This window comes from Micromonospora vulcania (assembly GCF_042658605.1).
In the GTDB taxonomy this organism is placed as follows: domain Bacteria; phylum Actinomycetota; class Actinomycetes; order Mycobacteriales; family Micromonosporaceae; genus Micromonospora; species Micromonospora vulcania.
On the sequence record NZ_JBHSQS010000009.1, the window covers coordinates 85,094 to 111,719 of the forward strand.

Consider the following 26,626-nt stretch of genomic DNA (forward strand, 5'->3'; position numbering starts at 1 on the left):
GAGCACTCTCGATGGAGACTCGTTCTGACGTACCCCGAAAATGCTGGAAACCTCAAGGAGAAGACGATGCGTTATCTGGTGATTCTCAAGGCCGCTCAGCCCGACAGCCCGCCGCCCGCCGAGTTGATGGAGGCCATCGCGAAGCTCGGGATGGACGCGACGAACGCCGGCGTGATGCTCGACATGGGCGGGCTGGCTCCCACCGCGAACAGCGCGCGGATCGCGGTCACCGCCGACGGGCTCAATGTCGTCGACGGGCCCTTCGCCGAGGCGAAGGAGCTGATCAGCTACGTGGTGTACGAGGTCCGCTCCAAGGAGGAGGCCGTCGAGTGGGCCGGCCGGTTCATGCGGCTGCACCGCGACCTGTGGCAGGGCTGGGAGGGTGAGGCCGAGATCTCGCGGGTCTTCGGGCCGGAGGACTTCGCACCCCAGGGATGAGCTGGCGGGCACGCCAACGGTGGTTGGATCGGTAGCCATGACGGCTACCGATCCTCATCGCGTTGTCGAGGCGGCCTGGCGCATCGAGGCCGCCCAACTCATCGCCCGGCTGACCAGGATCGTGCGGGACGTCGGTCTGGCCGAGGAGATCGCCCAGGACACCCTCGTCCTCGCCCTGGAGCAGTGGCCGACGCAGGGCATACCGCGAGATCCGGGGCCGTGGCTGATGGCCACCGCCAAGCACCGGGCCATCGACCTGGTCCGGCGCCGCATCCGGTACGGCGAGAAGCTCGCCGAGATCGGCCGGGACCTGGAGATCGCGCCGGTGGACGAGCAGGACGCCGTGGACGACGCGCTGGACGATCACGTTGGCGACGACCTGCTGCGGCTGATCTTCATCGCCTGCCATCCGGTGCTGTCCACCGAGGCGCGTACCGCGCTCACCCTGCGGGTGGTCGGCGGCCTGAGCACCGAGGAGATCGCCCGGGCCTTCCTCGTCGCCGAGCCGACCGTCGGCCAACGGATCGTGCGGGCCAAGCGCACCCTGGCCGCCAAGCGGGTGCCGTTCGAGCTTCCACCACCGGATCAGCTCCCCCAACGGCTGGCCTCGGTCCTGGAGGTGCTCTATCTGATCTTCAACGAGGGTTACTCGGCCACCGCTGGCGAGGACTGGATGCGGCCCGACCTGTGCCGGGAGGCGTTGCGGCTCGGCCGGGTGCTGGCCGGGCTGATGCCGGATCAGGCCGAGGTACACGGGCTGGTCGCGCTCATGGAGATTCAGTCGTCGCGGACCTGGGCGCGTACCGATGGAGGTGGCGCGGCGATTCTGCTCGGCGACCAGGACCGGGCCCGCTGGGACCGGCTGTTGATCCGGCGCGGCCTCGCCGCCCTGGCGCGGGCCCAGGAGATCGGCGGCGTGCTCGGACCGTTCGTGTTGCAGGCCGAGATCGCGGCCTGTCACGCCCGTGCCCGATCTACGGCCGAGACCGACTGGTCGCGACTCGCGGCGCTCTATCTGGTGCTGACCCACGTCTGGCCGTCGCCGGTCGCCGAGCTGAACCGGGCGGTCGCCGTGGGCATGGCCCAGGGCCCGGCCGACGGGATGGAGATCGTCGACAAGGTGCAGGCCGGTGGCGCGTTGGACCAGTATCCGCAGCTCCCCGCCGTACGGGCCGATCTCCTGGCGCGGCTCGGCCGGACGGCGGAGGCCCAGCGGGAGTACGCGCGGGCCGCCGCGCTGACCCGCAACGCATCGGAGCGGGAGATCTTCCGACGCAAGGCGGAGGGCTGACCAGGCCGAATGCGATCGGAGTCGGCCCGGTAGTTTGGTGATCATGGCGGATTGGGAGCTTCGACCGGCGTCGGCGGCGGACGTCGAGGCGGTGGCCGAGTTGCGGGCCGTGGTGCTGCGGGCGGATCTGGAGCGGCTCGGACGGTACGACGAGCAGCGGGTACGGCAGCGGCTGCGGGACCGGTTCGTGCCGGCGCACACCTGGATGATCGAGGTGGGCGGCGCGTTCGCCGGCTGCGTGGCCCTGCGGCCGGCCGAGGACGCGCACTGGCTGGAGCACTTCTATCTGTCCCCGCACCTGCAGGGCAGCGGTATCGGCACGGCCGTGCTGCGCGGGCTGCTGGAGCAGTGCGACCGCGACGGCACCCTCATCCGGCTACAGGTGCTGCGGGGCAGCGCGGCCCAGCGACTCTATGAGAGGCACGGCTTCACGGTCGATATCGAGGAGCCGGTCGACGTGTTCATGGTGCGCCGACCGGCCTGACCAGTAACTGTCGATCCTTCAGCTCACCGCGGACGGTCCTTTCGCAACTCCTCGAACCGCTTGCGCAGTCGGTCGCGAGCGGCGCTGGGCCGCACCCGTACCACCTGCGCGGACACCGCAGCCATCGCCGCCGCCGCGATCAGCAACAGGCAACCCAGCATCACGTCGCCAGCCCACCGGGCCGGGAACAGGCTGCCGACGCCCAACACGGCCACCCCGACCGCGACGACGACAAGCGGCCCGGCGACGGCCCAGCGACGCCCACGCGACCACTCTCTCGTGCCGTACCAGATCACCACCGAGAGCACCGCCGCGATGGCGGTGAGTACTAGGGACAGGACCAGCACCGTCAGCGAGACCGCCGGACCCAACACCGGCTGACCGTCGTCCTTGGACGGTCCGAGCCACATTGGCAGGACCATGGCGATACACGTCCCGGCGACGAGGCCCCACAGCAGACCCGTGTCTCGCCCACCAGGACCAGCCAGCCCACCGCTCATGGGACGCGAGCTTAGTGCAACCAGTCGGTTGAGATGACCGTGGCTGCGCTGCGGCCCGCCATGGTGCGTAGAACAAGTTCGAGTACGCGGGGCGGCGCCTGCGACTCACTGTGTCGGATCAAGGACCCGGCAAACCGACGGGCACCCAGACACATAGACCGGCGTAATAGCATTCGTGTTATCGGGGTGAGCGATCACGTCTACCCCAGGACTCGCTCGATCACCTCCGGCATTGATGAGCTATTCCGGCGAGTCATCCGAATTGGACGGTGCGAGAACGAATCGGGAGGCGAGGGGATTGTTCATGGCTCAAAGGAATCTACCGACTGCGGGGTGGGCTGACCTCCGCACGGATGGACGCGCAGCGTGGAGAGTTCTGGCTCTCTGCCTTGCACTGACGACGATGGTCATGGCATTGACGCCAGCCGGAGTCGCCAATGCGGCGAGCAGCACATCGACCACAGCACAGCCTGACGCCGTCCGGCCGACAGCGGTTGCGGTGGGTGGTGGTTTCGGTGTGGCACAGGTCTTGGGGCCCTTCAACATCCGCGCGGCACACAGCCAGAAGTGCTTGGACGTGATGGGCGGCCCTGCCGCGACGGGCAACGGCATCCTGATTCAGCAATTCGACTGTTTGGGAGCTGCACAGACCAACCAGCTTTGGTATCTGGTATACGAGAGCAACGGCAATTGGCTGCTCAAGCCGTACCATGCCCTCTTCTACGACCGGTGCCTGGACGTGATCGGTGGCGTGGGGGCGACCAACAACGGTGTCCGAGTCCACCAGTTCACCTGCCTCGGCGCTACTCAGACCAACCAGCGCTGGTTTTTTACGGACGGGGGCGAAAGGTACCTCAACGGCGTCTTGTGGCCTACCTACCAGATCCACCCCGCGCACGCCAACGATAAGTGCCTGGATGTGCGAGGCGGCCCGGCCGCGACGGGGAACGGCGTCCCAGTTCAGCAGTACCAGTGCCAAGGTTTGTCCCAGACCAACCAAATCTGGTTTACGATTCCTGTTAATGGCTAATAAGGACATAGTGTCGCGTGTCTGAAGTGATTTGACGTTGTTGGTGCGGGACAATGAGGCATGTCTGTTGCTGCCGCGTTGGTTCTGCGTCCTGGTGACGGTGCCCGGCTGCGGGAGTTGACGCGTTCGTCGACCGCGCCCGCGGGGCATGTGCAGCGGGCTCGGATGGTGCTGCTGGCTGCGGAAGGTTTACCGAACACCGAGATCGCACGGCGGGTAGGGATGACCCGGCAGACGGTGATCGCGTGGCGCGTCCGATACGAGGCCGGCGGAATCGACGCTTTGGCTGACCTGCCTCGCTCGGGTCGTCCACCGGTGATCGACGAGCCGGCGGTGATCGTGTCCACGCTGAATCCGCCACCGGCGGAACTAGCGGTAACGCACTGGTCGGCACGGCTGCTCGCCGAGCATCTGAGCAGGGCCGGGATGCCAGTCAGTTTCGCCGAGGTCGCCCGGATCTGGCGAGCCTGGGACCTGCAACCGCATCGGGTCGAGACGTTCAAGTTCTCCACCGATCCCCACCTCGAGGCGAAGATCCGCGACGTCGTCGGGTTGTATCTCGATCCTCCCGCGAACGCCGTCGTGGTCTGCGTCGATGAGAAGTCGCAGATCCAGGCCCTCGACCGGACGGCGCCGCTGTTACCGATGCGGTTCGAGCAGGCAGAACGCCGCACCCACGATTACCGGCGGCACGGCACCACGACACTGTTCGCCGCGTTGGAGGTGGCGACCGGGAAGATCACGGCTGACGCCTGCTACGACCGGCACCGCAACACCGAGTTCCTCGCCTTCCTCAAGCAGGTCGCCAAAGCGCATCCACGGGTCAAGCTGCACGTGGTGGCCGACAACTACGCCACCCACAACCACCCGAACGTCAAGGCCTGGCTCACGAAGCATCCACGGATCACCATGCACTTCACCCCGACCAGCGCGTCCTGGATGAACATGGTCGAGATCTTCTTCGGGATCATCACCCGTCAGGCCATCCGACGCGGCAGCTTCACCAGCGTCCCCGATCTCATCGGCGCGATCCGCGCGTTCATCGACGGCTACAACCAGCGCTGCCAACCGTTCTGCTGGACCAGAACCGCCGACCAGATCCTGGCCAAGGCCACCTAGAACGCTTCGCCGGCCACGCCGCTGTAACCGCGCAACTCGTACTGCCGAGCCAGTTCGAAGATCCCGTCAAGATGGCCGAGCATGCTCACCGGCAGAGTGAGCAGCACATACTTCGCGGCATCCTCAGGCGCGTCACGAAGGTCGTACTCGGTCGGCTCAAGGACGTCCACCAGGTCAGGCCAGCGTGACAACAGCTCGTCGCGGAACCATGAGACCTCGGAGCACGCCCCGATCCCGTCAGTGACCCCTTCAGCCAAGCCATCGTAGATCTCACCCGGATCGCCCTCGCCGACCTTCCAGAACGCGAAGTCACTGCTCACGACGACGATCCTAACGTCAAATAAAATCAGACACGCGACAATAGGACCAGCGGGGCGAGGAGCGCCGCGCTGGTCCGCATCTTCGCGAACTTCACTCCGGCTGCCAGCGGAGCCAGGTCTGGTCGTGCTGGAAGCCAACCCGCTGATAGAACGGCACCGCCCGTACGCTGGAGTGGACGGTCACGTGCTCCAGGTCGAGCTTGCGCGCCTCGGCCAACACGGCCTCCAGCAGGGCCGCGCCGATCCCGCCGTCGCGTAGCTCCGGCACCACGTACACCGACTGGACGTCCCCGCTTCGACGAACCCGATGGACCGGGGTCGGTACCCGGTCGGCGACCATCAGCCAGGCCATCCCCACCGCCTCATCGTCGGCTTCGGCGAGGAAGGGCAGGTGGGTCGACAGGTGGGCGGTGACCCAGGCCGAGAACATCGCCAGGAAATCGGCCCGGTCGGTCCCGGTGTAGCCGCGTTCCTCGGTCAACCGCCGCCAGCGCAGGCCACCCAACACCGCCGCGTCGGCCGCCGTCGCCGCCCGTACCGTCATCCGCATCCGCTCTCCCCCGTCGTGCGTACCGCGAGAATCTTCTTCGATCGACGGGCACCTCTCTGGTCCGGGGAGCCTTTCGGACCAGGTTGTGGCAACGTGTGGGCGGGGGGCAGAAGGGATTCCGATCGTGAATGCCGGTAACCGACTCCTGTCCATCCTGCTGGCGGCCGTGGTCGCCACCGGGCTGTCCGTACCACATCCCAGGCCGGCTGTCGCCGGGCAGACCAGCCTGCGGGCTGCCGACCCGAGCGTGATCCGCGTCGGCGGCACCTACATCTCCGTGCAGTCGGCCAACGGCGGGATCGCCGTCCGGCAGGCGGCATCGACCGACGCGCTGGCCGCCGCCACCGCGCGTCAGGTGTGGACCGACTCCCGCAACCTGGGCGAGGTCTGGGCTCCGGAGATCGTCATCGACGGTGGCCGCTACTACATCTACTTCTCGGCCGGACGCGGCGCCGCACACCGGATGTACGCGATCAGCTCGACGGCTCCGGCAAGCGGTTACACGGCCGAGCGGCAACTCGCCCTGCCGGGCGGCAAGTGGGCGATCGACGGCAGCCTGTTCACCTTCAACGGGCAACGATGGTTCGTCTGGTCCGGGTGGGCCGGCGACACCAACGTCGAGCAGAACATCTATCTCAGCCGGATGAGCGATCCGCTCACCCCGACGGGCAGCCGATTCATCATCTCGCAGCCGCGGGAGGGCTGGGAACGTGTCGTCGGCAACCCGTACATCAACGAGGCACCCGAGGCGATCAGGGACCCGAACGGGCAACTCCACATCGTCTACTCCGCCAACGGCAGTTGGAGTGACCAGTACTGCCTCGCCGACCTGCGACTGCGGGCCGGCGGCGACCCGACCTACGTGTGGGACTGGTACAAGTCGAACGGCTGCCTGTTCGGCTCGAATCCGGCGACCATGATGGCCGGCTGGGATGCCACCCTGCACGTCAACGGCCCCGGCCACCACAGCTTCGTCCTGCTCAACGGCGACATCGCGACGAGCCCTCCGGCCGGGCCGAGGTTCCCGTTGATGTTCCACGCGGTGCCCAAGGGCACCCCGTACTCCTGGGCGAACCGCTACTGGTACACCGGCACCTTCTGCTGGTGGGGCAACACCACCTACCGCCGCGCCAACGTGCCCGGCCCGACGACCGACACCGGGTTCAGCATCAAGTTCTTCGAGTAAGCCGCGCGCCGCAACGGCCGAGGCCGACCAGCGCCACGCTGGTCGGCCTCGGGTGAACCACGATGGTCAGAAGATGACGTTGACTCCGACCGCCTTGCACGCGGCGGTGATGTCCGCGCCGGCCTTGAGGTAGGCCGGGTTGTCCGCGGCCGCCGCCGGGTCCGCCGCCGCTGCCGCCTTGGCCGACAGGACGCCGAACTCCCGCAGGGCGGCGGCCAGCTTGCCGTCACCGCCGGTCGACGCCACCGCGGTCACCTTCTGGTCCAGCTCAAGCAGGATCTTCTTGAAATCCGCCGGCGTCATTTCAGCGGACGACTTCGCGGCCTCGACGAGGGCAGCCCGCATCTCGTCGTTGGCCTTCTTCGCCGACTCGCACAGTTCCTTGTCGCTCACGGCGGCCGTCGCGGCTGACGCGGTCGGCGTGGGGGCAGCCGCCGAGGTTGCGGCGACGGGCGCGGAGGCGGACGGCGTGGATCCGGCCGTCGTCGCCGAGTCTCCGTCGCCACACGCGGCGAGAGCCGTCGTGGCGGCGAGGATCAACAGGGCAGAGGCAATACGAGAGCGCTTCACGAACGGGCACGTTAGCCGACACCCCCGACAATGATCAATTCGTGTGAACTAATCTGCATGGCCCCGGCGTAGCGCTGAGGTTGTCGGCGCTCGCCGGTCTACTCTCCCGAGCGGGACAACCAACTCACCGGGAGTAGGGCATGGGCCTCATCCACATCGAACTGTTCGCCACCCTCGACCTCGTCGCGCAGTCGCCCGGCGGCCCCGACGAGGACCCGGCTGGGTTCTCGTTCGGCGGCTGGCAGGCGCCCCTGCTGGACGAGGTCGCCGGCGCGCAGGTCCTCGCCGCGTACGAGGGCACCGACGCCCTCCTGCTCGGCCGGCGGACGTACGACATCTTCGCCGCCTACTGGCCCCACCAGGAGGGCGGCCAGGACAACGAGATCGCCGCGCTCTTCAACAGCATCCCGAAGTACGTGGCCTCCCGTGGCAGGCCCGACCTCTCCTGGGCCGGGTCCAGCCAGCTCGGCCCGGATCTGGCCGGCGCGGTGCGCGAGATCCGGGACCGGCACAAGCACGTGAAGGTCGTCGGCAGCTTGAACCTGGTGCAGAGCCTCCTGCGCGAGAAGCTCTTCGACCGTCTCGACCTCTGGGTGCACCCGATCGTGCTCGGCGTCGGCAAGAAGGTGTTCGACGGTGGCGCGGTGCCCGCGAACCTCACGCTCCTCGAACCGCCGGTGGCCAACTCGAAGGGCACCGTGTACCTGCGCTACGGCCTCGCCGACGGCACGCCCACCACGGGAGACATGGCCGCACCCGATCGCGGCGCCGGACGCGACGACTGACACCATCCGGCCGACAAGCGCCGGGTCACCTCAGGACTTCATCGCGGCCCGGTCGGACTCGCTGCGCAGTACGCAGAACTCGTTGCCCTCGGGATCGGCGAGGATCGCCCAGCCGGAGCCATCGGGATTCCGGTGGTCGCCGACGAGGGTGGCACCGATCCCCAGTAGCCGTTCCACCTCCTGCTCACGCGAGGTCTCCGGGCGCAGACACAGATGGACCCGGTTCTTGACCTGCTTGGGCTCGGGCACCTGGTTGAAGTACAGCACCGGGCCCTCGGGCAGCAGCACCTGAGTCTCCCGATCACCGGGCTCGTCCTCCGGGTGCAGCGGCTGGCCGGTCACCCTGCTCCAGAACCGGGCCAGCTCGTAGGCATCCGCACAGTCAATCGCCACGTTCTGCAAGACCGAAACCATGCGCTCCAGCCTCCCCGACCGGCCCTCCAGACGCCAACCGCATTACGCGTCAGATGAGCGGCGCCGGCTGGCCGGATCTTCGATGGCGGCCTCGTACCGCGTCCGATATGGCGATCCCGGCCAGGACGAGGGTCGCCGCGATGGAGGTGACCACCGGCGACACGAACACCACCGCCACCGCGATGCCGACCAGGGCGAAGACCCCGATCAGACGGGTACGGTCGAACTCGCCGAAGATGAGGTACTCGAAGGCGGAGCGGGCGACAAGGAACAACGCCGGCCCGCCGGTGATCCCGGCGATCCACCCCGGGCTCGGCTCTCCCGTCGGATTCTCAATGAGCAGCGTGAACCCCACCGCGGTCAGGATGATGCCCTCCACCATGACCAAATGCAGGTACGACGACCACCTGCTGAGCCGATGAGGGTTCGCGGCGACCGCGATGGCCGGAGCAAGCTGCTCGCCGGCCCGGTAGATGTAGAGGCGCCACATCAGCGCGGTGCTGGCGAACGAGAGCACGAGTACGCCGAGCCGACTGGGCGTGATCCCCTCCGCACCGGTGTCGGCCACGGTCATCCCGATGGTGAGGATGACCTCCCCGAAGGCGACGATGACCACCTGCCGGTACCGCTCGGCAAGGTGGTACTCGGAGATCAGTGGTTGCCACTCCGGGGTGCCACCCCAGGGAACCGGCCAGCGGAACGCAGCCGACGTGTAGTCCACCGCCAACGCCAACAGCCAGATGCCTCCTCGGGCCCAACCGCCGGTGAACGTGCCGGCGATCCACATGACGCCGGCGATCGCGAACCAGAACGCGGCGCGCTTGGCCCAGCCCGGCAATGGCGTACCTCGGGCGGTGGCCATGATGAAGGCGACCCGACCGAAGTTGATCACGAGGTAGGCGACGGCGAAGAACAGGCCGTGCCCGACGAACGCGTGCGGCACCATGATGGCCATCAGCAGGATCGCCAGCATGACCAGGATGACGTGGAACTGCACGAGGAAGTGTTGAGGATCGAACTGATCGGTCAGCCACGCCGTCAGGACCCAGATCCACCACAGCGCGAGGAACAACACGAACGCCTCGAACGCGCTTCGCCAACTGATGTTCCTGACCAGCAGATGGGTCACCTGGGTGATCGCGAAGACATATACCAGGTCGAAGAAGAGCTCCAGAAACGCCGGCTGCTTCGGAGACTCCTGCCGACGCAGCACCGCAGGGAGCGGAGCGTTCATCTCACGGCCCGGCGGGAGAGGCTCGGCGGATCGGCGTGGACAACACCCGACGACTCCTCCTGGAACCCGCTCGCCAGCGGCGCCCGGTGGTTCTGCATTCCGTAGCGGCGAACCCGCCTCTCCAATGGCCAAAGTGCACGATATCGGACCCTGGGCCACCGGGGAGCCGGTTCCGCAACGGCCAACTCGCACGCCTCAGCCCGCCGCACCGATCGTCAGGTCGTGCTGCCTGTACCGCCGCAAGCCCGGAGGTTGTCCGCCAGTGGCACCATCGTTCGGATGAACGTTCGTCGTTTGGCGGCCGTCGACATGTACGGCAGCCGCGGGACCACCCGTCGGCGGTGGATCATCCTGGCCGAGTTCCTCGTCGGCGTGTCCCTCATGGTGACGTGGGGCATCTGGCTGCTGGCGTCGTCGAGCGGTCTCGGCACCCGAGTGATCGGCCTGTGGTTGGCCGGGGCAGGTCTCAACTACGCACCGCTGTCGATGTACGCGATCGCGCTGATGCGGCACGGTGCCCTCGATGCCGAACTGGCCGGCGTCGACACCGACCGGGAGCTACGCCGCTACACGGTGCTTCAGCTCTGGGTCTTCGTGCCGCTCTCGCTCGTCGTTCTCGCCATCCGCGACACCCTCGCCCGGCGTAGGGCTCGGACGACAGCTCCTTGACCAACACAATCCACTTCAGCTCTTGGCCTGCTTGCGACGGACCCGCCGACGGGGGGTGTCGTCGCCGCCGGCCAGCCGGGTGAAGGTGAGCATGTTCGCCAGCGCCACGACGATGATCGCGAAGCCGACCTGGATCGCGAGCACGACCCAGTCCCAGCGCAGCACCCACATCCGCACACTGGCTCCGTCGTCGACATTGAGCGCCCTGGCGACCACGGTCCCCAGCACGGCCGAGCCGACGCCGATGACGAACGTGGCGAAGAAGCCGATCCGCTGCCTCCCCGGCAGGATGAGTCGGCCGAGCAGGCCGACGAGGGCACCAATGAGCACCGCGCCGAGATAACCAGTTACCAGCATTGCCGTCTCTCCCCTCCAGCAGTGCCGAGGTACATGCCCGAATCTCACGTTCCCGGAAACCCCGCCCCAGCCGTTCGCCGAAGGCCCCGTAACTAGCCGTGCTCCTTGACGATCGCTTCGCGTACGGCCGGGACGATCTCGCTGGCCCAGCGGCCGAGGGAGACAACGTCCTGCGTTCCACCGTTCGGCGAGAAGAGCGTGAAGCCCGACGCACCGTGCTCGACCACGGCCCCGGTCAGCTCCTCGACCCACTGGTCGACGGAACCGCCGATCCAGCGGCCGTCGTCGGCACGCGTCGCGGCCAGCGGCCGGTCGGTGATGCGTCCGGGGAAGTTGAAGACCGTGCGGATCTCGCGCGGATCGCGGCCGGCAGCCGCCGCCGCTTCGTCGATGATCGGCCGCGACGTCCGGTATCGCTCGCTGAGCCAGTCCGCCGCGTGGCCGGGGATCCAGCCGTCGGCCACCCGACCGGTGGCGGCCAGCGATTTCGGGCCGACCGATCCGGTCCATACAGGAGGCGCGGCCACGGGAGCGGGCTCGATCTGGTCCACCTGGTAGTAACGGCCGCGGTAGGTGACGGGCGGACCGCCACCCGACAGCATCTTGACCAGGCTGATCGCCTCCTCGAAGGCGTCCACCGCGTTGGCTGGTGACAGCCGCGGCACTCCCATGTCGGAGATTCGATCCCAGAGCCCGCCCGCGCCCATGCCGAGCACGACGCGCCCGCCGGAGAGCGCCGACAGCGACGTCACCATCCGCGCCAGCATGGGAGCGGGCCGGGTGGGCAGGTTGGTGACGTTGGCAAAGCCCGAGAGGCGTTGCGTACACCCGAGGACGAATCCGATGGTGGCGTACGCGTCCAGGCGCCCGCCCAGGTAGGGATGGTCCGACAGTGAGAAGAGGTCGAGCCCGTCACGGTCGGCCTGCTGAGCCATGCGCAGCAGTTCCGGCCCATCGTCGATGCCGCTGTGCGCGCCGAAGCCGAAGGTGACTTGTGCTACAGACATTGCCATCCCCTTCACTCATGATCACAGGCTCCCAGAGAAGCCTGAGTTCGTGCCACGAACTATATAGTTCGTGGCACGAACCGTAAACACGATCTCGTGGGCGTGGCATCGCTCATCTAGCGACTGCGATCGGCGGAGGCTCCTTCGTCCGGCTCCAGGAAGACCGCCGGAACCTTGTTGTCCAGCACAACGCGCCCGAGTAGGCCGGCGAGCGTGTCGCGTTCGGGGGCACGGAGACCCGCGGTCAGCTGCTCAACCCGCCGGCAGGTCTCGGCATAGAACTCCTCTGCGAGACTGCCGCCCTCCGCGGTGAGCGCGACCCGCACGGCACGCGAGTCCCGTGGGTCTGGTTCACGTCGGACCAGCCCGTTGCGCTCGGTGCGATTCACCAGGCCGGTAAGGCTGGACTTGGCCAGCCCCAGCATCGCTCCCAATTCACCCATGCCGTACGGCTGCGCCATCAGCACGCACAGCAATTGCCCCTGCTGCGAGGTCAGGCCGTGCTCCCGGCCCGACTCGGCGTAAACGGCATTCACCAGGAACGTAGACCGCACCAGCGCGGCCACGACCCCGATCTGGTCATCATCCTTACCCACCCGGCCACGGTAACATCCGGGCTACCTAAAGTTCGCGCTGCGAACTTTAGGTAGTTGTGCATCCCAATTCGGCTGGACAGGTCCCCCTGCGCTCCGCATGGCCGACCCCTTCGTACCTTTCATTACGGACTGAACGCCGCCGCCTAAGGCCGGCGAACACCGTGGGCCCGGCCACCGTCGCCGCCCGCGTGCCTCCGCCCGGATCTGGTAGCCGTCATCGGGTGAAGCCGACGAGCGTCGCCAGTCGCGCCACGCCGGCCGGTGCCGGGTGGAAGCGGGCGGTTTCGGCGATGACGGTACGCGCCAACGGCCGGCACCGGACCTCGGCCGGCGCGACGCTGTCCGCGTCGACGAGCGCCCGCGCAACGCTGCTGGCAGCAGGCACTACAGATCCTCCGATCCCCTCGGAGATCCCCATGCCGGCGCCGTTCGTAGCCCTTCTTAGATCGACAGCGGCGAGAGTACCTAGCCGCGGCTACCCGGCGGCCTTGCCTTGCTCCACTGCCACAGAGCCCTGTCCAAGGTCCGCAGGTCGGTCTCTACGCGGTTGGCCAGGTCCCTGCATACCTGCAGGTAGGACGTGCAGTTCGGCTGCTGGCTCAACTCACTGTGGGCTCGTAGCGTCTCAATCGCCCGGTAGTCGATGACCGTGAAGACCGATGGTTCGCAGGCGGTGATGAGTGCGCTCGCGATCGGCACACCGACACCGTCGAGCAGGCAGAGAATTCGGTGGCGCAGCCGCTCCGGTGCTGCAAGTGCGATTCGTGTCAGGTGCTCGATATCGCTGTCGCTGTTGCGGTCGATGTACGTGATTGACCGAGGGCTCTTCCAGCGGACAACTTTCTGTAGCTCACCGCGTTTGTAATACCCCCGCTTGGCGACCGCGGGTCCAACCACATCGAGCACGTCGACTTCCAGCGGCCGCAACTGGTATCGATGACTCCAGTACTGGACGAACTCCCTGGTAATCGTTCCTCCCGTGCCGTCATTTTCAAACTGATGTGCCGAAGGCATCGCCCCTCCACGCTCTAAGATGCGATGACGGCGAGCCCGGCCAGCATGTTCTGGTAGGCGGCGGGGTGCACGATCGGGATGCCGTATTTGCGAGCGACCGCGGCCTTACCTGACATGGTGTCCGGGTCCGCCGCGACGAGAAGCCGCGTCTTCTTGGTGACGGTGTCGCCCGCGACGAGGCCCGCCGCTCGTGCCTCCTCCTGCCACTCACTGCGCGGGGGATCCATGGCACCGGTGAAGACGACCCGATCACCCGGCTGTAGCCGCCACTCGTTCGAGCGGCGCCTTCCTGGAACATCGGTAGCTGCAACGGCTAGCGCCTTCTCGACATCTGATCCATGCAGGCCGAGCAGTTCGGCCACGTCGTCCAGGTCGTGCCGTTCGGCTGTGGTCAGGACACCGTCTTCCAGCGCCACTCCCGCCAGGCTCGCCAAGTAGCCCCGGTGGAGGTGGTCCACGTCGACGCGGGCGAGCCCGAGGGTCTCCGCCGTGGCGACGAGCGCATCAGCTTCTGTCGCCGAAATGTGTCGGTCGAGGAGCACCTGATCGAGCAGGGCAAGGTAGGCGTCGCCTTTAAGCTCGCGCAACCGTGGCAGGCGGTCGACCAACCGCGCGAGGAAATGCTGTTGCCGATGGCCGGCTTTGCGGCGGTGGACAGGCACAACAGGGCCGGTGGAGATCGTGGGCCACCGAAGTCCGACAGCTGCGGTTGCGGTGGCAGCCCACGGGGGCGGGCTACCGGACGCGCGAAGGTAGTAGTTCAGCAGTTGGGCAGAGGCGCGGGCGTCGTGCAGGGCCGAGTGCGCTTGGTGCGGCGGCAGCCCGGCGAGGCGACAGCAGTCACCGAGACTGCGGCTGGCTGACGGTAGAAAATGCGAGGCAAGCTGCATGGTGCAGAGGCCGGGTGCCTGGTGGATCGGCGCACTGATTCCAACACGCTGGTATTCGGCATGCAGGAACCGGGCGTCAAAGTTCAGATTGTGCGCTACCAGGACTCGGCCGCGCAGCAGCCTGGCGAGGTGCCCGGCAACCTGGTCAAAGCCCGGTGCGGCTCGCGCCTCCTCGGCCGTGATGCCGTGGATGTGCTGTGGCCCGAGGTCACGGTTCGGGTTAACCAGACTGCACCATTCGTCGGTAGTCCGACCGTCCTCGTCAAGGTGCACGACGGCCACTTCGACAATCCGATCGTGCCAACTAGTACGAAGGCCGGTGGTTTCGAGGTCGATAACTGCGTACATGGGCGGGCCTCCTACACCTATGCTGGGAAGTTGCTAAGGGCGGCTTTGCGCAACTGCGATAACCACAGCGGCGGCAGCGGTTGCGGCTCGCCTATCGATCGCAAGTAGGTGCGGCGGTAGCGCGCCTGCTCGGTGTCCTGCCATAGCTGCACGGTTCTTGCGACTGCGGCAGTCAACGTGAGCGCCGCCGCGGCGACCGGAGAGGCAGAGGCGAACCGCTCCTTGATCGCCCAGGCATCAAGGCGCTCCTGCTCCGGCACTGACGTGGGCCAGGTGAGCGGCGTGGTCTTCGATTTGACGCGCGCCCGGTGCTGCTCCACGGCAGCAGAGTAGATGGACCTATGTGTGCGGACTTCTTCGAGAAGTTCAGGGATGGTGAGGATGGTGTCCGCAAGCCTGGAGAGCAACTCGGCCGAGACGACGTCGGCGATCCTCGCCAGGACCGAGACAGGAGTCTGACGGTTCCAGTCGACGAGGCATCGGTCTTGCACATTCCACATGATTCGGCGCAGCTGCTCTGGATCCCGTTCGATCTCGTCGATCGCGAGCACCCATGCTCCGCCAGCCAATCCGGTCGGGCCAAGGCGCCACACCGCCAAGGCTTCGCTACCGGCGCTGTCGGAGCCGACAGCCAGAACTGTGTGGCCGCGCGCACCGTGCACGTACTCGACTGGTGTGGACAACTCGTTCTCGGGTGCCTCCAAGCCGATACTCATGCATATCCTCAATAGTCGACAGCGAGATGATCACCTTAATGAGTTCCGGTGGGATTCGAGGTCAACTATTTGGGTTGTTCTTTTGCCCAGGTCGCACAGGAAAACCACACCAGCTGTCCACGCTCTACTGTCGCTTGCCGTCCGATCGGTCACGAAAGGAAGACATCAGTCTGTTGCGGCCATCCACGGAAAGAGGACGGCGAGGTCGGTCGTACGTCCGCCGGGTCGAGACGGTCCGGCTAACGGGTGAGGCCGACCAGCGTGGCCAGTCGCGCCACGCCGGCCGGCGCCGGGTGGCCCCGGGCGACTTCGGCGATGACGGTACGCGCCAACGGCCGGCACCGGACCTCGGCCGGCGCGGCACTGTCCGCGTCGACGAGCGCCCGCGCGGCCCCACGCAGGTCACCGACCTGGAGGTACGCCCGCGCGGCATCCACCAGGTACGCGCCCCGATACTCGGCCGGCAACCGCCGCCACGCCTCCCGCCGCAGCATCGCCACGTGCCGCTGCACCGCCTCCCGACCGTCCCCCAGCTCGACGGCCACCACCACCCGCGCCAACTCCACGGCGACCGGCCCGAAGCAGTTCCGGTGCGGATCGTCGTACCCCTTGAAAACCTCGGCGACCCCGGCTGCCCGGACGGTCAACGCCTCGGCCCGGCCGCCCTCGCCGCAGCCGGCAGCGGCCAGGGCGGCCTGGAGCAGCAGCGTGCCCCCGACGGCCAACTCCCCCACCGGCCGCCGCAGCGCATTCACCATGCGGTCGGCGGCGGCGGCCGTCACGGCGAGCGCCAACCGGTCCCGGCCCAGCCCTCGCAACGCCTGCCCCACCGACACGGCCGCCGTCGCGGCGAGGACCGGATCGTCGCCCGCCACCGCCATCGCCCGATCCGCGGCCAACCACCCGAGGTCCGGCTCGCCGAGCTTCACCAACACCGACGAGCAGATCCGGTACGCCTGCACCAACAGCTCCGGTGACCGCGCGCCCTGGGCGGCGTCGAGCAGACCCGGCAACACCCGCACGAGCTGCGCGTAGTGCGCGTGCTGATAGGTCAACCAGGCGTGCCCGACCTGCCGGCGCAGCTCGTCCACCTCCTGGGCCGGGGCCTGCGGGATGTCGTAACGGGCGAGAGCGGCTCGGATCCCGTCCACCCCATCCAGCGGGCCGGCGGTCGCCGATGGTGGCGGCCGGTCCGGACCGAGCAGCACCTCCGGATCGACCCGCAGCACCGCGGCCAACTCCTGGATCACCGAGTACCGGTCCAGGGTGCGCACACCCCGCTCCACCTTGTCCACCCAGCTCTTCGACCTACGCACCCGGTCGGCGAGCATCTGCTGCGTCATCGACCGCCGGACCCGCCACCGCGCCACCCGCCGACCAATCGGCAGCTCGTCACCGGTCACGCTTCCACCGCCGGTCCGGGACCGCGCGGGTCGTGTCCTCCACGGGTACGCGCTCCGCCTCGGCCTGGGCGATGAGGCGCTGTCTGGCAGCCTCCCGCTCTGCCGCCTCGGACTGCTCGCCTCGGCTCTCCGACTTGTCGCCGTGCATCCCCACCTCCGTCAACCGGTGCACGGCAAAGGGCATTGCCGTCACCTCTGGACTTCTGGGATCAGCGAAGTCGCTGCTCATCGAACCGACCAGATGGCGAGCGATGCGCCCCATTGCGCTGTTCAGGACTTAGGTTGCGCGGGGTTGCGCGGGTCTTTATCGGAGCGCAGCAACCCATAGGCTGGTCACTGTTGGTAGTCACCCGATGGCTGGAGGCCGAACCATGGCGCGGCCGGTAACGAACGCGGCGTTCGACGCACTGCTCCAGGCCGCCGGCTACGGCAACGCCCACGCGGCCTTTGCCCGCCAGCTCAACCACGCCGGCCGCCGGCACGGCACCTGGCGCTACGACGCCGCCAGCGTCTATTGGTGGCTACGTGGTCGCCGCCCCGGCGAGGTTGTGCAAGCCGCCATGGCCGAGGCGCTGACCCGCAAGCTCGGTCGTGCGCTCGTCATCACGGAGCTGGGGTTCAGCGCAACCGAAGGCATCGGAACCTGCGCCTACCCCGCAACCATCGGTGGGGCTCTCGACGCTGCCGAGCAGCTCTGGACGACGAACTCTAATCCGCTCGACTCACGGGTTAGTGAGAGTTTCGACAGCGGGAAGGCCCTACAAGCGGCGCTCGGGTGGCGGTATGACCTGCCCGACGAGACGGTCAGCCGAGTTGGACGGCAGCCGGTCACCTCCAGCGATGTCCAATCGCTGTATGCGCTGGCGGGCCACTTCAGCGATCTCGACCGACGTCACGGCAGCGGGGCGCCGCGAGCCCGAGCGCTCATGGCCGACTTCCTCGTACGTCAGGTTACCGTCATGCTGCGCGGCACCTACAGCGACGCCGTAGGGCGCGACCTCATGCGAGCAGCCGCGATGCTTTCCGGCCAACTCGCCTTCATGTCCTACGACGCAGGCGACCACGTCACCGCCCAGCACCACGTGACCATCGCCCTACGGCTCGCCAAGGCCGCCGACGACCGCTTGTACGGTGCTCACCTGCTGGCCAACCTCGCCACCCAGGCCGTGTTCCTGGGGCACGCTCAGGATGCGGCCCGACTCGTCGAAGCGGCCATCGACGGCGCGGGCCGCGCACCCGCCGCCGTCCTCGCGCGGCTTTACACCACCGCAGCCACTGCGTACGGGCAGTCGGGCGAACGACGGGCCTGCCAGATCGCGCTTAGCAAGGCCGAGCGCGCTCTCGGCCGTACGGGCACAGTCGCGGGGCCGCGCTGGGTCGACTACTTCAGCGCTGCCCACCACGCGGGGGCCGCCCTCCGGTGTCTAGGAGACCTGCGGCTCTACAGGCAGGCCCTGCGACACGCCCCCGACGCACTCGCCCTCACGAGCCAGAACACCCGGACGCGAGCCCTCCACACCGCTCTAATCGCGATGACTCATGCCCGCGCCGGGAACACTGATGCCGCCTGCGAGTGGGGCCTGAAGCTGGCGCAGCACGTCGCAGGCGTCCGGTCGGCGCGTGTTGACCAGCGCGTCCGCGAGCTGACCACTGCGCTCAGCCCACAACAGGAGCTGCCCCAGGTCAACGAAGTCCTACGGGCGCTCGCAACTGAGCCATCCCCTACGTGACCCGGATGCAGGCCTAGACACATCCGCTAGCGTCACCGGGGTGACCTGGACGGAGCCCGCCACCTGGTACGCCAACCTGGCCTCCTTCTACGCTGCCGCCGCGGCCTTCATCACTGACCCGGCCGGAAACGTGCTGCTCGTCAAGCCGACGTATCGGGACCACTGGGTTTTCCCCGGCGGCTATGTCGATGAGGGCGAGTACCCGCATGATGCCTGCGCGCGAGAGGTCCGAGAGGAGTTGGGTGTTGTTGCTGTGGTAGGCGACCTACTAGTGGTGGACTGGGCACCGCCGGCCGGTCAGAGGCCACGCGCGATCATCAGCTTCACGTTCGATTGCCAGATGAACTGCGCAGTCGACAGATTCGAGTTGCCCGGGCAGGAACTGGAGGATGCCGCCTTCTTCTCACCAGAGGAAGCCGAACGGCACCTTCCCATCAATGTTGCTCCGCGAGTCCGCTCGGCGATTAACTCGCGAAGCAGCCAGTCCTCGATCTATCTCGCAGGAGGTATCGGTAACCCACCACCTCGTGATGGTGCGCCAGATTATCGAACCATGCCCGAAGCTTTATAGGATATACCTGCTCTCCTAAGCGAGCGGCGTTTGGGTGACTAAATGCCCGCGATGTCCGCCCCGGCAGAGACCATGGCACACGCCGCCGACAATGTGGCAAGCATGATGGCAATCCGGCTGCCCCTGCCTTCCTGTATTTTCACCAAGACGGGCTCGGCTTGCAGCGAATCCTGCGCAAGCCCGTCACGGCCCAGGTAATCATCGCGGTGCAACGTCCTGGCGACAGGCGTCGCGGCCCTATGCCATCCGAACCAAGCAAAAGCTTTTCCCCAGCAATGCCCAGGCGCGCTACCACACCCGAAAAGGAGTCCGGTCGTGAAGTTGCGACAGGGAGTGCCGCGCTGCGTCGGGAAGCCACACATAGTAGGCGCCTCGAACGCTAGGAGCCAGGACGGAACGGCAATAGCCGCAGACAGCGACCATCCGAACATCGGCCAATCCCGCTGAATCACGGAGATCGGCACGAAAACGATCGCCGCTGGGAGCGTAAGCAGGGTAGCCCCCGCCTTGTACCGCTTTGGGATCAAACGCTTCGTTCTACTCGCCACAGATTGCACCGCCCGTCATGAACTGCGAGTGGGGAAGCAATCACCGTAAGCGACGTGGGCATGGGGGCAGTGTCCGGTTTCTGTCTCTCGTGAACGCAGACGATCCCGACCCCCACAGTCGCCCTGCCCTACAAGCGAGCATAGAGACGCGACCCGACGAAGTTCGCGCGTCACGCAGCCTTGTCCGGGCGTCCCGCAAGGCTCACCCTTTTGAGCTTCTCGCCGCGGCCTGCCCGATCCGACCCTGCCGCGATGACACTCGCAGCAACCCGATCACCAGCCGTACCTCCTGGCCGGGCGAGGGTCAGCCAGGCGTGAGATCCGCGCCCGGCAACCCTCGAAGATCACATTTACCCCGCGCCCAAGTCAACCGATACCCTCGCAGACGCCCAGAGTCTCCTGATCGTTGACGGAATAAGGCATTGCCGTCATGAGCGACACGGCTAGCACTATGTTGTCGGACGGTTACGACGCTGGACTCGCGGGACTGGACGCACTGACAGATCAGCCCTTACTGTCTGTCCTTATAGGTGATGCCGCCCACTTCGCGCTATTTGCAAGGATCGAGGGATGGCGACTGAAGCACGATCAAATGGCGAAAGATTCCGGCGCTGGTCCGTGGCATTCCCCGCCATCCTGGGTGCATTGTCAGGGATCTTCGGCGCATTAGTTGGTGGTTATGTCACGGCCCAGACTGCCAATGATGGAATCGCTGCCCAACGCGAGGCAAACTACAACCAGCAACTAGAGCAGAGGCTGGAAAGACAGCGGGAATTGCGCATCGACGCCTACAAAGAGTTCCTCCAGGAGTCCGACTTAACAAGGCTCGCCTTGCAAGATTTAAGTTTGTGCTTTGCCGAAAACCCTAAGCCAACCACGCAGTGTGATTCGGTCTCATCCCAGACGGCACAGAGGTTCAAGAACTATGAAAATTCGGCCCGAGACAGGATCGCTATCCACGGAAGCGAACGAGCCTGGGGGCTAGCGAACGGGACAGTTGACACGATGGGCAAAGGCCTGAACTACATGATCAAACAAAAAAGGCCCCTCCCTCTACAGACCCTGAGCGGCGAGTACAACAAACTGGGTCTACACGACCCAATATGGGCCGTGCGACTAGAGTTCGTAACCATGATGTGTCAAGAAGTCAACCCCTACCCAAGGTTCAACTGCACCTTCTAGCAACAGGAACCGCCATCGACTATCACCGCCTACCGAGCCAACCCAGAGTGGTGACTACAGATCCAGCACCAATGAGCCTATTGAACTATCCGTGCTTCGTAGGGGCAACAGACAGGACAGAAGGTCGGCCCTGCAATTCGGGCGCAAGTGCTAGGGCCAGGATGATGATTCGAGCTGAAACGGCTGGGTGGACCGTGCCAGTGACGGTCGCAGCACAAAATTCCCTGTGTCCGTAATCTGACATGTTTTCCATGGCGCCGCTCCTAGCTTACGAGCTGATTTGAATTTACGATTCGGACCCATGCCGACCGTCGAGATGGACACCTGATGGCGCAACCGGACCAGAATTTAGAACAGACGATCGAAGCCTTCAGGCACCCAGATGATCCAATAACTAATACTGCGATCAACGGCGCGGCTGCTAGAGCAGCACAACCAACGAAGAAAGCGGCCGCCAAGCCGAGAGCAACGAGTAAGGGCAGGACGGATACCAAGTCATCAGCCACCAAAAAGGCTGCAGCGAAAAAGATCCCAGCTAAGAAGACAAACGGCGCTAGCAACATTCCGTTCCAGAGCATCCCGCAGCCTAAGTATCCTCGCCACGGTGTCCGCCGAGCTCTTCGAATTCCGCAAGCCATCCTCGATCAAAATGCTGGACACCCTTCGACTCCCACCGAGACTGCGGCATTCCTGGGCGTGGCACACTCGGGCGAGTTTGGCGTCGAAATAAGCTCCGCAAAGAAGTACGGCTTCCTTGAGTCTCAGAGCGGGAAGCTAGTAGTTACTAGTCGAGCAAAGCAGGCATTAAGGCCGCGCAGCGACACCGATGAGGGCGACGCCCTACGGGAAGCGGTATTCAGTGCACCTGAAATATCCGATGTGTACTCGCATTATCGCGGCGAGTATCTGCCCGACGACCGCTTCCTTAAAAACGCACTAGTCGAGCAGTTTGGGATTCCAGCAAATAAGGTTCCCGAATTCCTGGACATATTCTCTGAGTCATTAGGCGCGGTCGGCCTAATAGTCAAGGACAACGATCGCGTCAGAATCGTCGATGTGGGCAGAGAAGAAGGTGCTCGGCCCCCCTCTGCGCCTGCATCACCGAACCGCCGATCGCCTTCTAAGGAAATAGCGACGGTAGGTGAAACGTGTTTCGTCATGCAGCCCTTCTCGGGCCATCACGGCGGCTACTACGATAGTCTTTTCAAACCGGCGATCGAAAAATCGGGCTTGCGGCCGGTCCGCGCCGACGAGAACATTTTTGGCTCCGGAAAGATCATGGACCAGGTATGGCGAGGGATCAGAGCCGCCAGAGTGTTGGTCGCAGAACTGACAACTCGCAATCCGAACGTATTCTACGAGCTTGGGCTAGCTCACGCGCTCGGGAAGCCGGTCGTGCTCGTCTCCTCGGGTTCGGACGAGACACCTTTTGACTTGCACCACATTAGAGTGATTTACTACGACATAAACGATCCGTTTTGGGGAACCAAACTGATAGATAAGATCGCAGAGAACATTAGGTCCGCTATAGACAATCCGGAAGAAGCGATCTTCACCGTTGAGGACTACCCAGGCTGAACTAAAACGCGAAAGGTTGTGAATGCCGGCCCACCCCAAGCGACGTTCCTACAACGCGAGTTCGCGTGCCTCAGAGCGCCACAATCGCCGCAGTCTCGGCCGGCAGTTGGATCCGGTCCCGCATCACCGTGACGCCCTCCCCCGACGCCAACAGCACCCGCCGCACCACCCCCGGCAGCGACACCCCCTGCCCCCGCCCAGCCAGGTTCGCCACGACCAGCGTCTCCCCCCGCCGCATCAGCAGAAACTGGTCGCCGTGCTGCACCGACACCGCGTGCATCCGAGGATCCGACAGGTCAGGAAGCGACCGACGCAGCCCGATCAACCGCTGGTAGAACGCCAACATCTCCCGATGCTCCGGCTTGTCCAGCTCCGCCCAGTCCAACCGCGACCGTACGAACGTCTGCGGATCCTGCGGATCGGGAACGTCCCCCTCCGGCCACCCGTGCGCCGCGAACTCGCGCCGTCGACCGTCAGCCACGGCGGTAGCCAGTTCAGGCTCCGGGTGCGACGTGAAGAACTGCCATGGCGTGGAAGCCGCCCACTCCTCCCCCATGAACAGCATGGGAGTGAACGGCGCGGTCAACAGCAACGTAGCCCCAACGCGGAGCAGCGAGGGCGACAGGGAAGCCGAGATCCGATCACCGGTAGCCCGGTTGCCGATCTGGTCGTGGTTCTGCAAGTAGGCGACCAGCCGGTGCCCGGGTACGCGCGGGTCCAGGGCCCGTCCGTGATGCCGGTTGCGGAAACTCGACCAGGTGCCGGCGTGGAAGAACCCGCCGGTCAGCACGTCGGCGAGGGTCTCCAGCGAGCCGAAGTCGCTGTAGTAGCCCTGCCGCTCCCCCGTCAGCAGCGTGTGCAGCGCGTGGTGGGCGTCGTCGTTCCACTGCGCGTGCAGCCCGAACCCACCAGCCTCGCGAGGGGTGATGAGCCGTGGATCGTTGAGGTCCGACTCGGCGATCAGCGACAGCGGCCGACCCAGGTGGGTCGACAGCGACTCCACCGAGACGGCCAGTTCTTCGAGCAGAGGAACAGCCCGCGAGTCGGGCAGGGCGTGTACGGCGTCCAGGCGTAGCCCGTCGACGTGGTAGTCGCGAAGCCACATGAGCACGCTGTCGATGATGTAGCTGCGGACCTCGTCGGAGTGCGGGCCGTCCAGATTGACCGAGCGGCCCCACGTGTTGCTCTGCTCGGCGAGGTACGGCCCGAACCGCGGCGCGTAGGCCCCGGAGGGCCCGAAATGGTTGTAGACGACGTCGAGGATCACCCCCAGGCCCTTGGCGTGGGCGGCGTCGACGAGGCGTTTCAGCCCGTCCGGGCCGCCGTAGGGCTGGTGTGGCGCATACCAGCAGACCCCGTCGTACCCCCAGTTGTGTTCGCCGTTGAAGGCGTTGACCGGCAGCAGCTCGATGAAGTCGACGCCGAGCGCCACCAGGTGGTCGAGGCGGTCGATGGCCGCGTCGAAGGTGCCCTCCGGGGTGAACGTGCCGATGTGCAGCTCGTAGAGGATGCCGCCGGGCAGTTGCCGGCCGGTCCACGAGCCGTCGGTCCATTCGAAGGCGGCGTGGTCATAGCGGCGGCTGGGCCCGTGCACTCCAGCAGGTTGCCACGGTGAGCGGGGGTCGGGCAGTGGGGTTTCGTCGTCGTTCAGCAGAAAGGAGTAGTCGGTGCCGGGGCCGGCGTCCGGGACGTCGACCCGCCACCAGCCGTCCGTGCCGGCGCGCATCTCGTGGTCGGTGGCGCCGGGTAGGTGCAGTCGCACCCGGGTGGCGTCCGGCGCCCACACCGTGAATTCGGTCATGACGCAGCCTCCGCGGTATCGGTGGGAGGAGCCAGCAGGGCGACCGGATAGTCGGCCAGCAGGTCGGCCAACGAGGTCTCCCCGCCACTGTAGACCCGGCCGGTGAACAGGTCCGTCACCTGATGAACGGGGAGCGACAGGACTGTGTCACGCCAGCCACCGGCACGCGCCAGGGCCAGCGAGAGCCGGGTGGCGACGGCGATCGCGCCGCCCCGGTCGAAGGCCACCGCGTGCCGTCCGGCCGGCCCGTGCGCGGCGACCGGCCGGTAGCCGGTGAACAGTTCCGGGTGCGCGCGCCGCAGCCGCAGGGTCCGCGAGACCACGAGCAGCTTCGCGGCGCCGTCGGCGTCCACCGAGGGACGCCAGCCGCCGTCGAGGCGTGCCAGCAGCTCTCGGCGTACGGCGAAGTCGACCGGGCGGCGATTGTCCGGGTCGACGAGGGAGTTGTCCCACAGCTCGGTGCCCTGGTAGGTGTCCGGTACGCCGGGCATGGCGAGCTGCACGAGCTTCTGCCCGAGCGAGTTGGACCAGCCGGCGGGGGTGATCTCGGTGGCGAAGGCGGTCAGCTCGTCGTGCAGTCGCGGGTCGTCGTACATCGCGTCGACGAGGGCGTGCATGGCCCGCTCGAAGACCGGGTCGGGGTCCGCCCAACTGGTCGAGGCCGCGGCTTCCCGGGCGGCCTTCTCGACGTACGCGTGCAGCCGGTCGCGTTCGATCGGCCAGGCGCCGACGGCGGTCTGCCAGAGCAGGTGGGCGAACGCCGGGTCGGGCAGCGGTGCGTACGCCATCCAGCTCTTGACCTGCTCCCCCCAGCGGCCCGGCAGCTCGCTGAGCACGGCGAGGCGGGCGCGGACGTCCTCGCCGCGTTTGGTGTCGTGGGTGGAGACGGTGGTCATGCTGGCCGGCCAGCGGACCTGCCGGGCGGTGGCGAAGCGGTGGAACTCCGCGGGCGGCACCCCGAAGTGGGCGGGGCTGCCGCCGACCTCGTTGAGCGCCACGAACCGGGTCCAGCGGTAGAAGGCAGTGTCCTCGACGCCCTTGGCCATCACCGCGCCGGTGAGCTGCGGGAAGCGTTGGGCCAGCTCGTCCTCGGGGTCGCGCAGTCGTCGGGTGACCGCGTCCAGGGTGGTGGCCAGGTCGGGGCGGCGGCGGCCGGCCTCGGCGCGGGCGGCGGCGAGGTGCCGGGCGCCGTGCGGCGGGTAGCCGCGATAGACGGCGAACGCGGCGGCCAGCTCGGCGAGCGCGGCCCGCGCCTGCTCGGCGGGCACGTCGGGGGCGAGCGCGGCGAGCCGGGTCAGCTCGGCGGCGAGCAACTGCGTGGCGGCGGCCAGTTTGGTGGCGTGGGTGAGGTCCTCCCACGAGGTGAAGTGCCCGGCCAGGCGGGTGTCCAGCGCCGTGAAGTCGCCCTCGGCGTCGGGGTTGACGAAGAGCCCGTTGATCGCGGCCAGGGCGTCGTAGCCGGTGGTGCCGTCGACCGGCCAGTCCGGCAGCTCCTCGCCGTACTCCAGGATCTTCTCCACCACGAGCCAGGCCGCCGGCGCGGCGGCCCGCAGCCGGGCCAGGTAGCCGGCCGGGTCGCGCAGACCGTCGGGGTGGTCGACGCGGATGCCGTCGACCTCGCCGGCGGCGGCCCAGCGCAGGATCAGGTCATGGGTGGCGGCGAACACCGCCGGGTCCTCCACCCGCAGCCCGGCCAGGCCGGAGACCGCGAAGAACCGGCGGTACGTCAGCTCGGCGTCGCCGCGCCGCCAGGAGATCAGCTCGTAGTGCTGCCGGTCGTGCACCTCGCGTGCGTTGCCGTCGCCGGTGCCGTCGGCGATCGGGAAGCGGTGCTCGTGGTAACGCAACTCCCCGTCGACGATCTTGAGGTCGTCGAGGGCGTCCGGCGCGTCGGAGAGCACCGGCAGCAGCAACCGGCCCCGGTTCCAGTCAATGTCGAACCAGTCGGCGTACGACGAGTCGCGTCCCCGGCGCAGCACGTCCCACCAGGCCGGGTTGGCCGGCGGCACGGCGACTCCGGCGTGATTGGGCACGATGTCGACGACCAGGCCGAGCCCGGCGGTACGCAGCGCACGCAGCAGCCGTTGCCGGCCCGCCTCGCCGCCCAGCTCCGGGTTGACGTTCCGGTGGTCCACCACGTCGTAGCCGTGCGCGGAGCCGGGGGTAGCGGTCAGCAGCGGGGCGCTGTAGAGGTGGCTGACGCCCAGCGCGGCGAGGTAGTCGGCGAGGTCGGCGGTGGCGTCCAGGTCGAAGCCGGGCCGGACCTGCACCCGGTAGGTGGATTGCACCGCCATG

The 26,626-nt window shown here is 66.9% G+C and carries 29 protein-coding genes; 12 read left to right on the forward strand and 17 right to left on the reverse strand.

What is annotated here, in order from left to right; all coding sequences use genetic code 11:
- The first annotated feature begins 66 nt into the window (after positions 1 to 66).
- The 3 genes from ACFQGL_RS16875 to ACFQGL_RS16885 are packed head-to-tail and all read left to right on the forward strand — an operon-like array spanning position 67 to position 2,213.
- Positions 67 to 438 carry a YciI family protein gene (locus ACFQGL_RS16875; RefSeq protein WP_377512776.1) on the forward strand — a complete coding sequence of 124 codons (372 nt, stop codon included), beginning with the start codon at positions 67 to 69 and terminating at the stop codon, positions 436 to 438.
- Positions 439 to 475: 37 nt separating this feature from the next.
- On the forward strand, positions 476 to 1,729 hold the full coding sequence (locus tag ACFQGL_RS16880) for an RNA polymerase sigma factor (protein ID WP_377512778.1): 1,254 nt from the start codon (positions 476 to 478) through the stop codon (positions 1,727 to 1,729).
- A gap of 43 nt (positions 1,730 to 1,772) precedes the next feature.
- Positions 1,773 to 2,213 carry a GNAT family N-acetyltransferase gene (locus tag ACFQGL_RS16885; RefSeq protein WP_377512780.1) on the forward strand — a complete coding sequence of 147 codons (441 nt, stop codon included), beginning with the start codon at positions 1,773 to 1,775 and terminating at the stop codon, positions 2,211 to 2,213.
- 23 nt (positions 2,214 to 2,236) lie between these two features.
- Here ACFQGL_RS16885 and ACFQGL_RS16890 read toward each other — a convergent pair whose 3' ends face one another.
- Positions 2,237 to 2,623, reverse strand: coding sequence for a hypothetical protein (locus ACFQGL_RS16890; protein WP_377512782.1), 387 nt, complete (start codon positions 2,621 to 2,623; stop codon positions 2,237 to 2,239).
- Between the two features lie 493 nt (positions 2,624 to 3,116).
- Here ACFQGL_RS16890 and ACFQGL_RS16895 point away from each other — a divergent pair, with 493 nt between their 5' ends.
- Positions 3,117 to 3,743: an RICIN domain-containing protein gene (locus tag ACFQGL_RS16895; RefSeq protein WP_377512784.1), complete on the forward strand. Its 627-nt coding sequence runs from the start codon at positions 3,117 to 3,119 to the stop codon at positions 3,741 to 3,743.
- A gap of 60 nt (positions 3,744 to 3,803) precedes the next feature.
- On the forward strand, positions 3,804 to 4,862 hold the full coding sequence (locus ACFQGL_RS16900) for an IS630 family transposase (RefSeq protein WP_377512786.1): 1,059 nt from the start codon (positions 3,804 to 3,806) through the stop codon (positions 4,860 to 4,862).
- Here the strand turns inward: ACFQGL_RS16900 and ACFQGL_RS16905 are convergent.
- Positions 4,859 to 5,182: a hypothetical protein gene (locus tag ACFQGL_RS16905; RefSeq protein WP_377512788.1), complete on the reverse strand. Its 324-nt coding sequence runs from the start codon at positions 5,180 to 5,182 to the stop codon at positions 4,859 to 4,861. The two genes, ACFQGL_RS16900 and ACFQGL_RS16905, sit on opposite strands and share 4 nt — an antisense overlap.
- Before the next feature lie 91 nt (positions 5,183 to 5,273).
- A complete protein-coding gene (locus tag ACFQGL_RS16910; RefSeq protein ID WP_377512790.1) occupies positions 5,274 to 5,732 on the reverse strand; it encodes a GNAT family N-acetyltransferase in 459 nt (152 codons plus the stop codon).
- A gap of 124 nt (positions 5,733 to 5,856) precedes the next feature.
- Between ACFQGL_RS16910 and ACFQGL_RS16915 the strand changes: the two genes are divergently transcribed.
- The gene (locus ACFQGL_RS16915) at positions 5,857 to 6,918 is read left to right on the forward strand and encodes a glycoside hydrolase family 43 protein (RefSeq protein WP_377512792.1); all 1,062 of its coding nucleotides are present in this window, start codon (positions 5,857 to 5,859) and stop codon (positions 6,916 to 6,918) included.
- Between the two features lie 66 nt (positions 6,919 to 6,984).
- Here the strand turns inward: ACFQGL_RS16915 and ACFQGL_RS16920 are convergent, their stop codons facing one another.
- Positions 6,985 to 7,311, reverse strand: coding sequence for a hypothetical protein (locus ACFQGL_RS16920; protein WP_377512794.1), 327 nt, complete (start codon positions 7,309 to 7,311; stop codon positions 6,985 to 6,987).
- Positions 7,312 to 7,628: 317 nt separating this feature from the next.
- On the opposite strand from ACFQGL_RS16920, the gene ACFQGL_RS16925 reads away from it, so the two are divergent.
- Entirely contained in the window at positions 7,629 to 8,273 is a 645-nt protein-coding gene (locus ACFQGL_RS16925) for a dihydrofolate reductase family protein (RefSeq protein WP_377512796.1), read from the forward strand.
- Positions 8,274 to 8,303: 30 nt separating this feature from the next.
- Here the strand turns inward: ACFQGL_RS16925 and ACFQGL_RS16930 are convergent, their stop codons facing one another.
- Complete coding sequence (locus ACFQGL_RS16930) at positions 8,304 to 8,687, reverse strand: VOC family protein (RefSeq protein ID WP_377512798.1); 384 nt, start codon at positions 8,685 to 8,687, stop codon at positions 8,304 to 8,306.
- Positions 8,688 to 8,736: 49 nt separating this feature from the next.
- Entirely contained in the window at positions 8,737 to 9,921 is a 1,185-nt protein-coding gene (locus ACFQGL_RS16935; RefSeq protein WP_377512800.1) for a low temperature requirement protein A, read from the reverse strand.
- A 279-nt stretch (positions 9,922 to 10,200) separates the two neighbouring features.
- Between ACFQGL_RS16935 and ACFQGL_RS16940 the strand changes: the two genes are divergently transcribed.
- Positions 10,201 to 10,590 (forward strand): hypothetical protein, encoded by a 390-nt coding sequence (locus tag ACFQGL_RS16940; protein ID WP_377512802.1) that lies wholly within the window; start codon positions 10,201 to 10,203, stop codon positions 10,588 to 10,590.
- Between the two features lie 15 nt (positions 10,591 to 10,605).
- Here ACFQGL_RS16940 and ACFQGL_RS16945 read toward each other — a convergent pair whose 3' ends face one another.
- The 9 genes from ACFQGL_RS16945 to ACFQGL_RS16985 all read right to left on the reverse strand — a co-directional run bounded on the left by ACFQGL_RS16945 (position 10,606) and on the right by ACFQGL_RS16985 (position 17,105).
- On the reverse strand, positions 10,606 to 10,947 hold the full coding sequence (locus tag ACFQGL_RS16945) for a GlsB/YeaQ/YmgE family stress response membrane protein (protein WP_377512804.1): 342 nt from the start codon (positions 10,945 to 10,947) through the stop codon (positions 10,606 to 10,608).
- A 92-nt stretch (positions 10,948 to 11,039) separates the two neighbouring features.
- Positions 11,040 to 11,960 (reverse strand): LLM class flavin-dependent oxidoreductase, encoded by a 921-nt coding sequence (locus tag ACFQGL_RS16950; protein ID WP_377513154.1) that lies wholly within the window; start codon positions 11,958 to 11,960, stop codon positions 11,040 to 11,042.
- Positions 11,961 to 12,070: 110 nt separating this feature from the next.
- Positions 12,071 to 12,550: a MarR family winged helix-turn-helix transcriptional regulator gene (locus ACFQGL_RS16955; protein WP_377512806.1), complete on the reverse strand. Its 480-nt coding sequence runs from the start codon at positions 12,548 to 12,550 to the stop codon at positions 12,071 to 12,073.
- Between the two features lie 214 nt (positions 12,551 to 12,764).
- Entirely contained in the window at positions 12,765 to 12,935 is a 171-nt protein-coding gene (locus tag ACFQGL_RS16960) for a hypothetical protein (RefSeq protein WP_377512808.1), read from the reverse strand.
- 80 nt (positions 12,936 to 13,015) lie between these two features.
- Positions 13,016 to 13,564, reverse strand: a complete 549-nt coding sequence (locus ACFQGL_RS16965; RefSeq protein WP_377512810.1) for a hypothetical protein — start codon at positions 13,562 to 13,564, stop codon at positions 13,016 to 13,018.
- A 14-nt stretch (positions 13,565 to 13,578) separates the two neighbouring features.
- Positions 13,579 to 14,802, reverse strand: coding sequence for an exonuclease domain-containing protein (locus ACFQGL_RS16970; RefSeq protein WP_377512812.1), 1,224 nt, complete (start codon positions 14,800 to 14,802; stop codon positions 13,579 to 13,581).
- A 17-nt stretch (positions 14,803 to 14,819) separates the two neighbouring features.
- On the reverse strand, positions 14,820 to 15,518 hold the full coding sequence (locus ACFQGL_RS16975) for a DUF6218 family protein (RefSeq protein WP_377512814.1): 699 nt from the start codon (positions 15,516 to 15,518) through the stop codon (positions 14,820 to 14,822).
- A gap of 239 nt (positions 15,519 to 15,757) precedes the next feature.
- Positions 15,758 to 16,921 (reverse strand): helix-turn-helix domain-containing protein, encoded by a 1,164-nt coding sequence (locus ACFQGL_RS16980; RefSeq protein WP_377512816.1) that lies wholly within the window; start codon positions 16,919 to 16,921, stop codon positions 15,758 to 15,760.
- The gene (locus ACFQGL_RS16985) at positions 16,911 to 17,105 is read right to left on the reverse strand and encodes a hypothetical protein (RefSeq protein WP_377512818.1); all 195 of its coding nucleotides are present in this window, start codon (positions 17,103 to 17,105) and stop codon (positions 16,911 to 16,913) included. The genes ACFQGL_RS16980 and ACFQGL_RS16985 overlap by 11 nt, the downstream gene beginning before the upstream one ends.
- 187 nt (positions 17,106 to 17,292) lie before the next feature.
- Here ACFQGL_RS16985 and ACFQGL_RS16990 point away from each other — a divergent pair, with 187 nt between their 5' ends.
- The 4 genes from ACFQGL_RS16990 to ACFQGL_RS17005 all read left to right on the forward strand — a co-directional run bounded on the left by ACFQGL_RS16990 (position 17,293) and on the right by ACFQGL_RS17005 (position 22,530).
- Complete coding sequence (locus tag ACFQGL_RS16990; RefSeq protein WP_377512820.1) at positions 17,293 to 18,651, forward strand: hypothetical protein; 1,359 nt, start codon at positions 17,293 to 17,295, stop codon at positions 18,649 to 18,651.
- 40 nt (positions 18,652 to 18,691) lie between these two features.
- On the forward strand, positions 18,692 to 19,222 hold the full coding sequence (locus tag ACFQGL_RS16995) for an NUDIX domain-containing protein (RefSeq protein WP_377512822.1): 531 nt from the start codon (positions 18,692 to 18,694) through the stop codon (positions 19,220 to 19,222).
- 1,118 nt (positions 19,223 to 20,340) lie between these two features.
- Positions 20,341 to 20,952, forward strand: a complete 612-nt coding sequence (locus ACFQGL_RS17000) for a hypothetical protein (protein ID WP_377512824.1) — start codon at positions 20,341 to 20,343, stop codon at positions 20,950 to 20,952.
- Between the two features lie 327 nt (positions 20,953 to 21,279).
- Positions 21,280 to 22,530: a hypothetical protein gene (locus ACFQGL_RS17005; protein WP_377512826.1), complete on the forward strand. Its 1,251-nt coding sequence runs from the start codon at positions 21,280 to 21,282 to the stop codon at positions 22,528 to 22,530.
- A gap of 70 nt (positions 22,531 to 22,600) precedes the next feature.
- Here ACFQGL_RS17005 and treZ read toward each other — a convergent pair whose 3' ends face one another.
- Together treZ and treY are read right to left on the reverse strand one after the other, a co-directional pair.
- Positions 22,601 to 24,331 (reverse strand): malto-oligosyltrehalose trehalohydrolase, encoded by a 1,731-nt coding sequence (treZ, locus tag ACFQGL_RS17010; RefSeq protein WP_377512828.1) that lies wholly within the window; start codon positions 24,329 to 24,331, stop codon positions 22,601 to 22,603.
- Complete coding sequence (gene treY, locus ACFQGL_RS17015; RefSeq protein ID WP_377512830.1) at positions 24,328 to 26,625, reverse strand: malto-oligosyltrehalose synthase; 2,298 nt, start codon at positions 26,623 to 26,625, stop codon at positions 24,328 to 24,330. The genes treZ and treY overlap by 4 nt, the downstream gene beginning before the upstream one ends.
- Between the last annotated feature and the right edge of the window lies 1 nt (position 26,626).

Excerpts from the sequence above, each read along its gene's own strand:
- ACFQGL_RS16875 (WP_377512776.1), top strand. The coding sequence starts at position 67 with ATGCGTTATCTGGTGATTCTCAAGGCCGCTCAGCCCGACAGCCCGCCG.
- ACFQGL_RS16880 (WP_377512778.1), top strand. The coding sequence starts at position 476 with ATGACGGCTACCGATCCTCATCGCGTTGTCGAGGCGGCCTGGCGCATC.
- ACFQGL_RS16885 (WP_377512780.1), top strand. The coding sequence starts at position 1,773 with ATGGCGGATTGGGAGCTTCGACCGGCGTCGGCGGCGGACGTCGAGGCG.
- ACFQGL_RS16890 (WP_377512782.1), bottom strand. The coding sequence starts at position 2,623 with ATGTGGCTCGGACCGTCCAAGGACGACGGTCAGCCGGTGTTGGGTCCG.
- ACFQGL_RS16895 (WP_377512784.1), top strand. The coding sequence starts at position 3,117 with ATGGTCATGGCATTGACGCCAGCCGGAGTCGCCAATGCGGCGAGCAGC.
- ACFQGL_RS16900 (WP_377512786.1), top strand. The coding sequence starts at position 3,804 with ATGTCTGTTGCTGCCGCGTTGGTTCTGCGTCCTGGTGACGGTGCCCGG.
- ACFQGL_RS16910 (WP_377512790.1), bottom strand. The coding sequence starts at position 5,732 with ATGCGGATGACGGTACGGGCGGCGACGGCGGCCGACGCGGCGGTGTTG.
- ACFQGL_RS16925 (WP_377512796.1), top strand. The coding sequence starts at position 7,629 with ATGGGCCTCATCCACATCGAACTGTTCGCCACCCTCGACCTCGTCGCG.
- ACFQGL_RS16930 (WP_377512798.1), bottom strand. The coding sequence starts at position 8,687 with ATGGTTTCGGTCTTGCAGAACGTGGCGATTGACTGTGCGGATGCCTAC.
- ACFQGL_RS16935 (WP_377512800.1), bottom strand. The coding sequence starts at position 9,921 with ATGAACGCTCCGCTCCCTGCGGTGCTGCGTCGGCAGGAGTCTCCGAAG.
- ACFQGL_RS16940 (WP_377512802.1), top strand. The coding sequence starts at position 10,201 with ATGAACGTTCGTCGTTTGGCGGCCGTCGACATGTACGGCAGCCGCGGG.
- ACFQGL_RS16945 (WP_377512804.1), bottom strand. The coding sequence starts at position 10,947 with ATGCTGGTAACTGGTTATCTCGGCGCGGTGCTCATTGGTGCCCTCGTC.
- ACFQGL_RS16950 (WP_377513154.1), bottom strand. The coding sequence starts at position 11,960 with ATGGCAATGTCTGTAGCACAAGTCACCTTCGGCTTCGGCGCGCACAGC.
- ACFQGL_RS16965 (WP_377512810.1), bottom strand. The coding sequence starts at position 13,564 with ATGCCTTCGGCACATCAGTTTGAAAATGACGGCACGGGAGGAACGATT.
- ACFQGL_RS16970 (WP_377512812.1), bottom strand. The coding sequence starts at position 14,802 with ATGTACGCAGTTATCGACCTCGAAACCACCGGCCTTCGTACTAGTTGG.
- ACFQGL_RS16975 (WP_377512814.1), bottom strand. The coding sequence starts at position 15,518 with ATGAGTATCGGCTTGGAGGCACCCGAGAACGAGTTGTCCACACCAGTC.
- ACFQGL_RS16985 (WP_377512818.1), bottom strand. The coding sequence starts at position 17,105 with ATGCCCTTTGCCGTGCACCGGTTGACGGAGGTGGGGATGCACGGCGAC.
- ACFQGL_RS16990 (WP_377512820.1), top strand. The coding sequence starts at position 17,293 with ATGGCGCGGCCGGTAACGAACGCGGCGTTCGACGCACTGCTCCAGGCC.
- ACFQGL_RS17000 (WP_377512824.1), top strand. The coding sequence starts at position 20,341 with ATGGCGACTGAAGCACGATCAAATGGCGAAAGATTCCGGCGCTGGTCC.
- ACFQGL_RS17005 (WP_377512826.1), top strand. The coding sequence starts at position 21,280 with ATGGCGCAACCGGACCAGAATTTAGAACAGACGATCGAAGCCTTCAGG.
- treZ (WP_377512828.1), bottom strand. The coding sequence starts at position 24,331 with ATGACCGAATTCACGGTGTGGGCGCCGGACGCCACCCGGGTGCGACTG.
- treY (WP_377512830.1), bottom strand. The coding sequence starts at position 26,625 with ATGGCGGTGCAATCCACCTACCGGGTGCAGGTCCGGCCCGGCTTCGAC.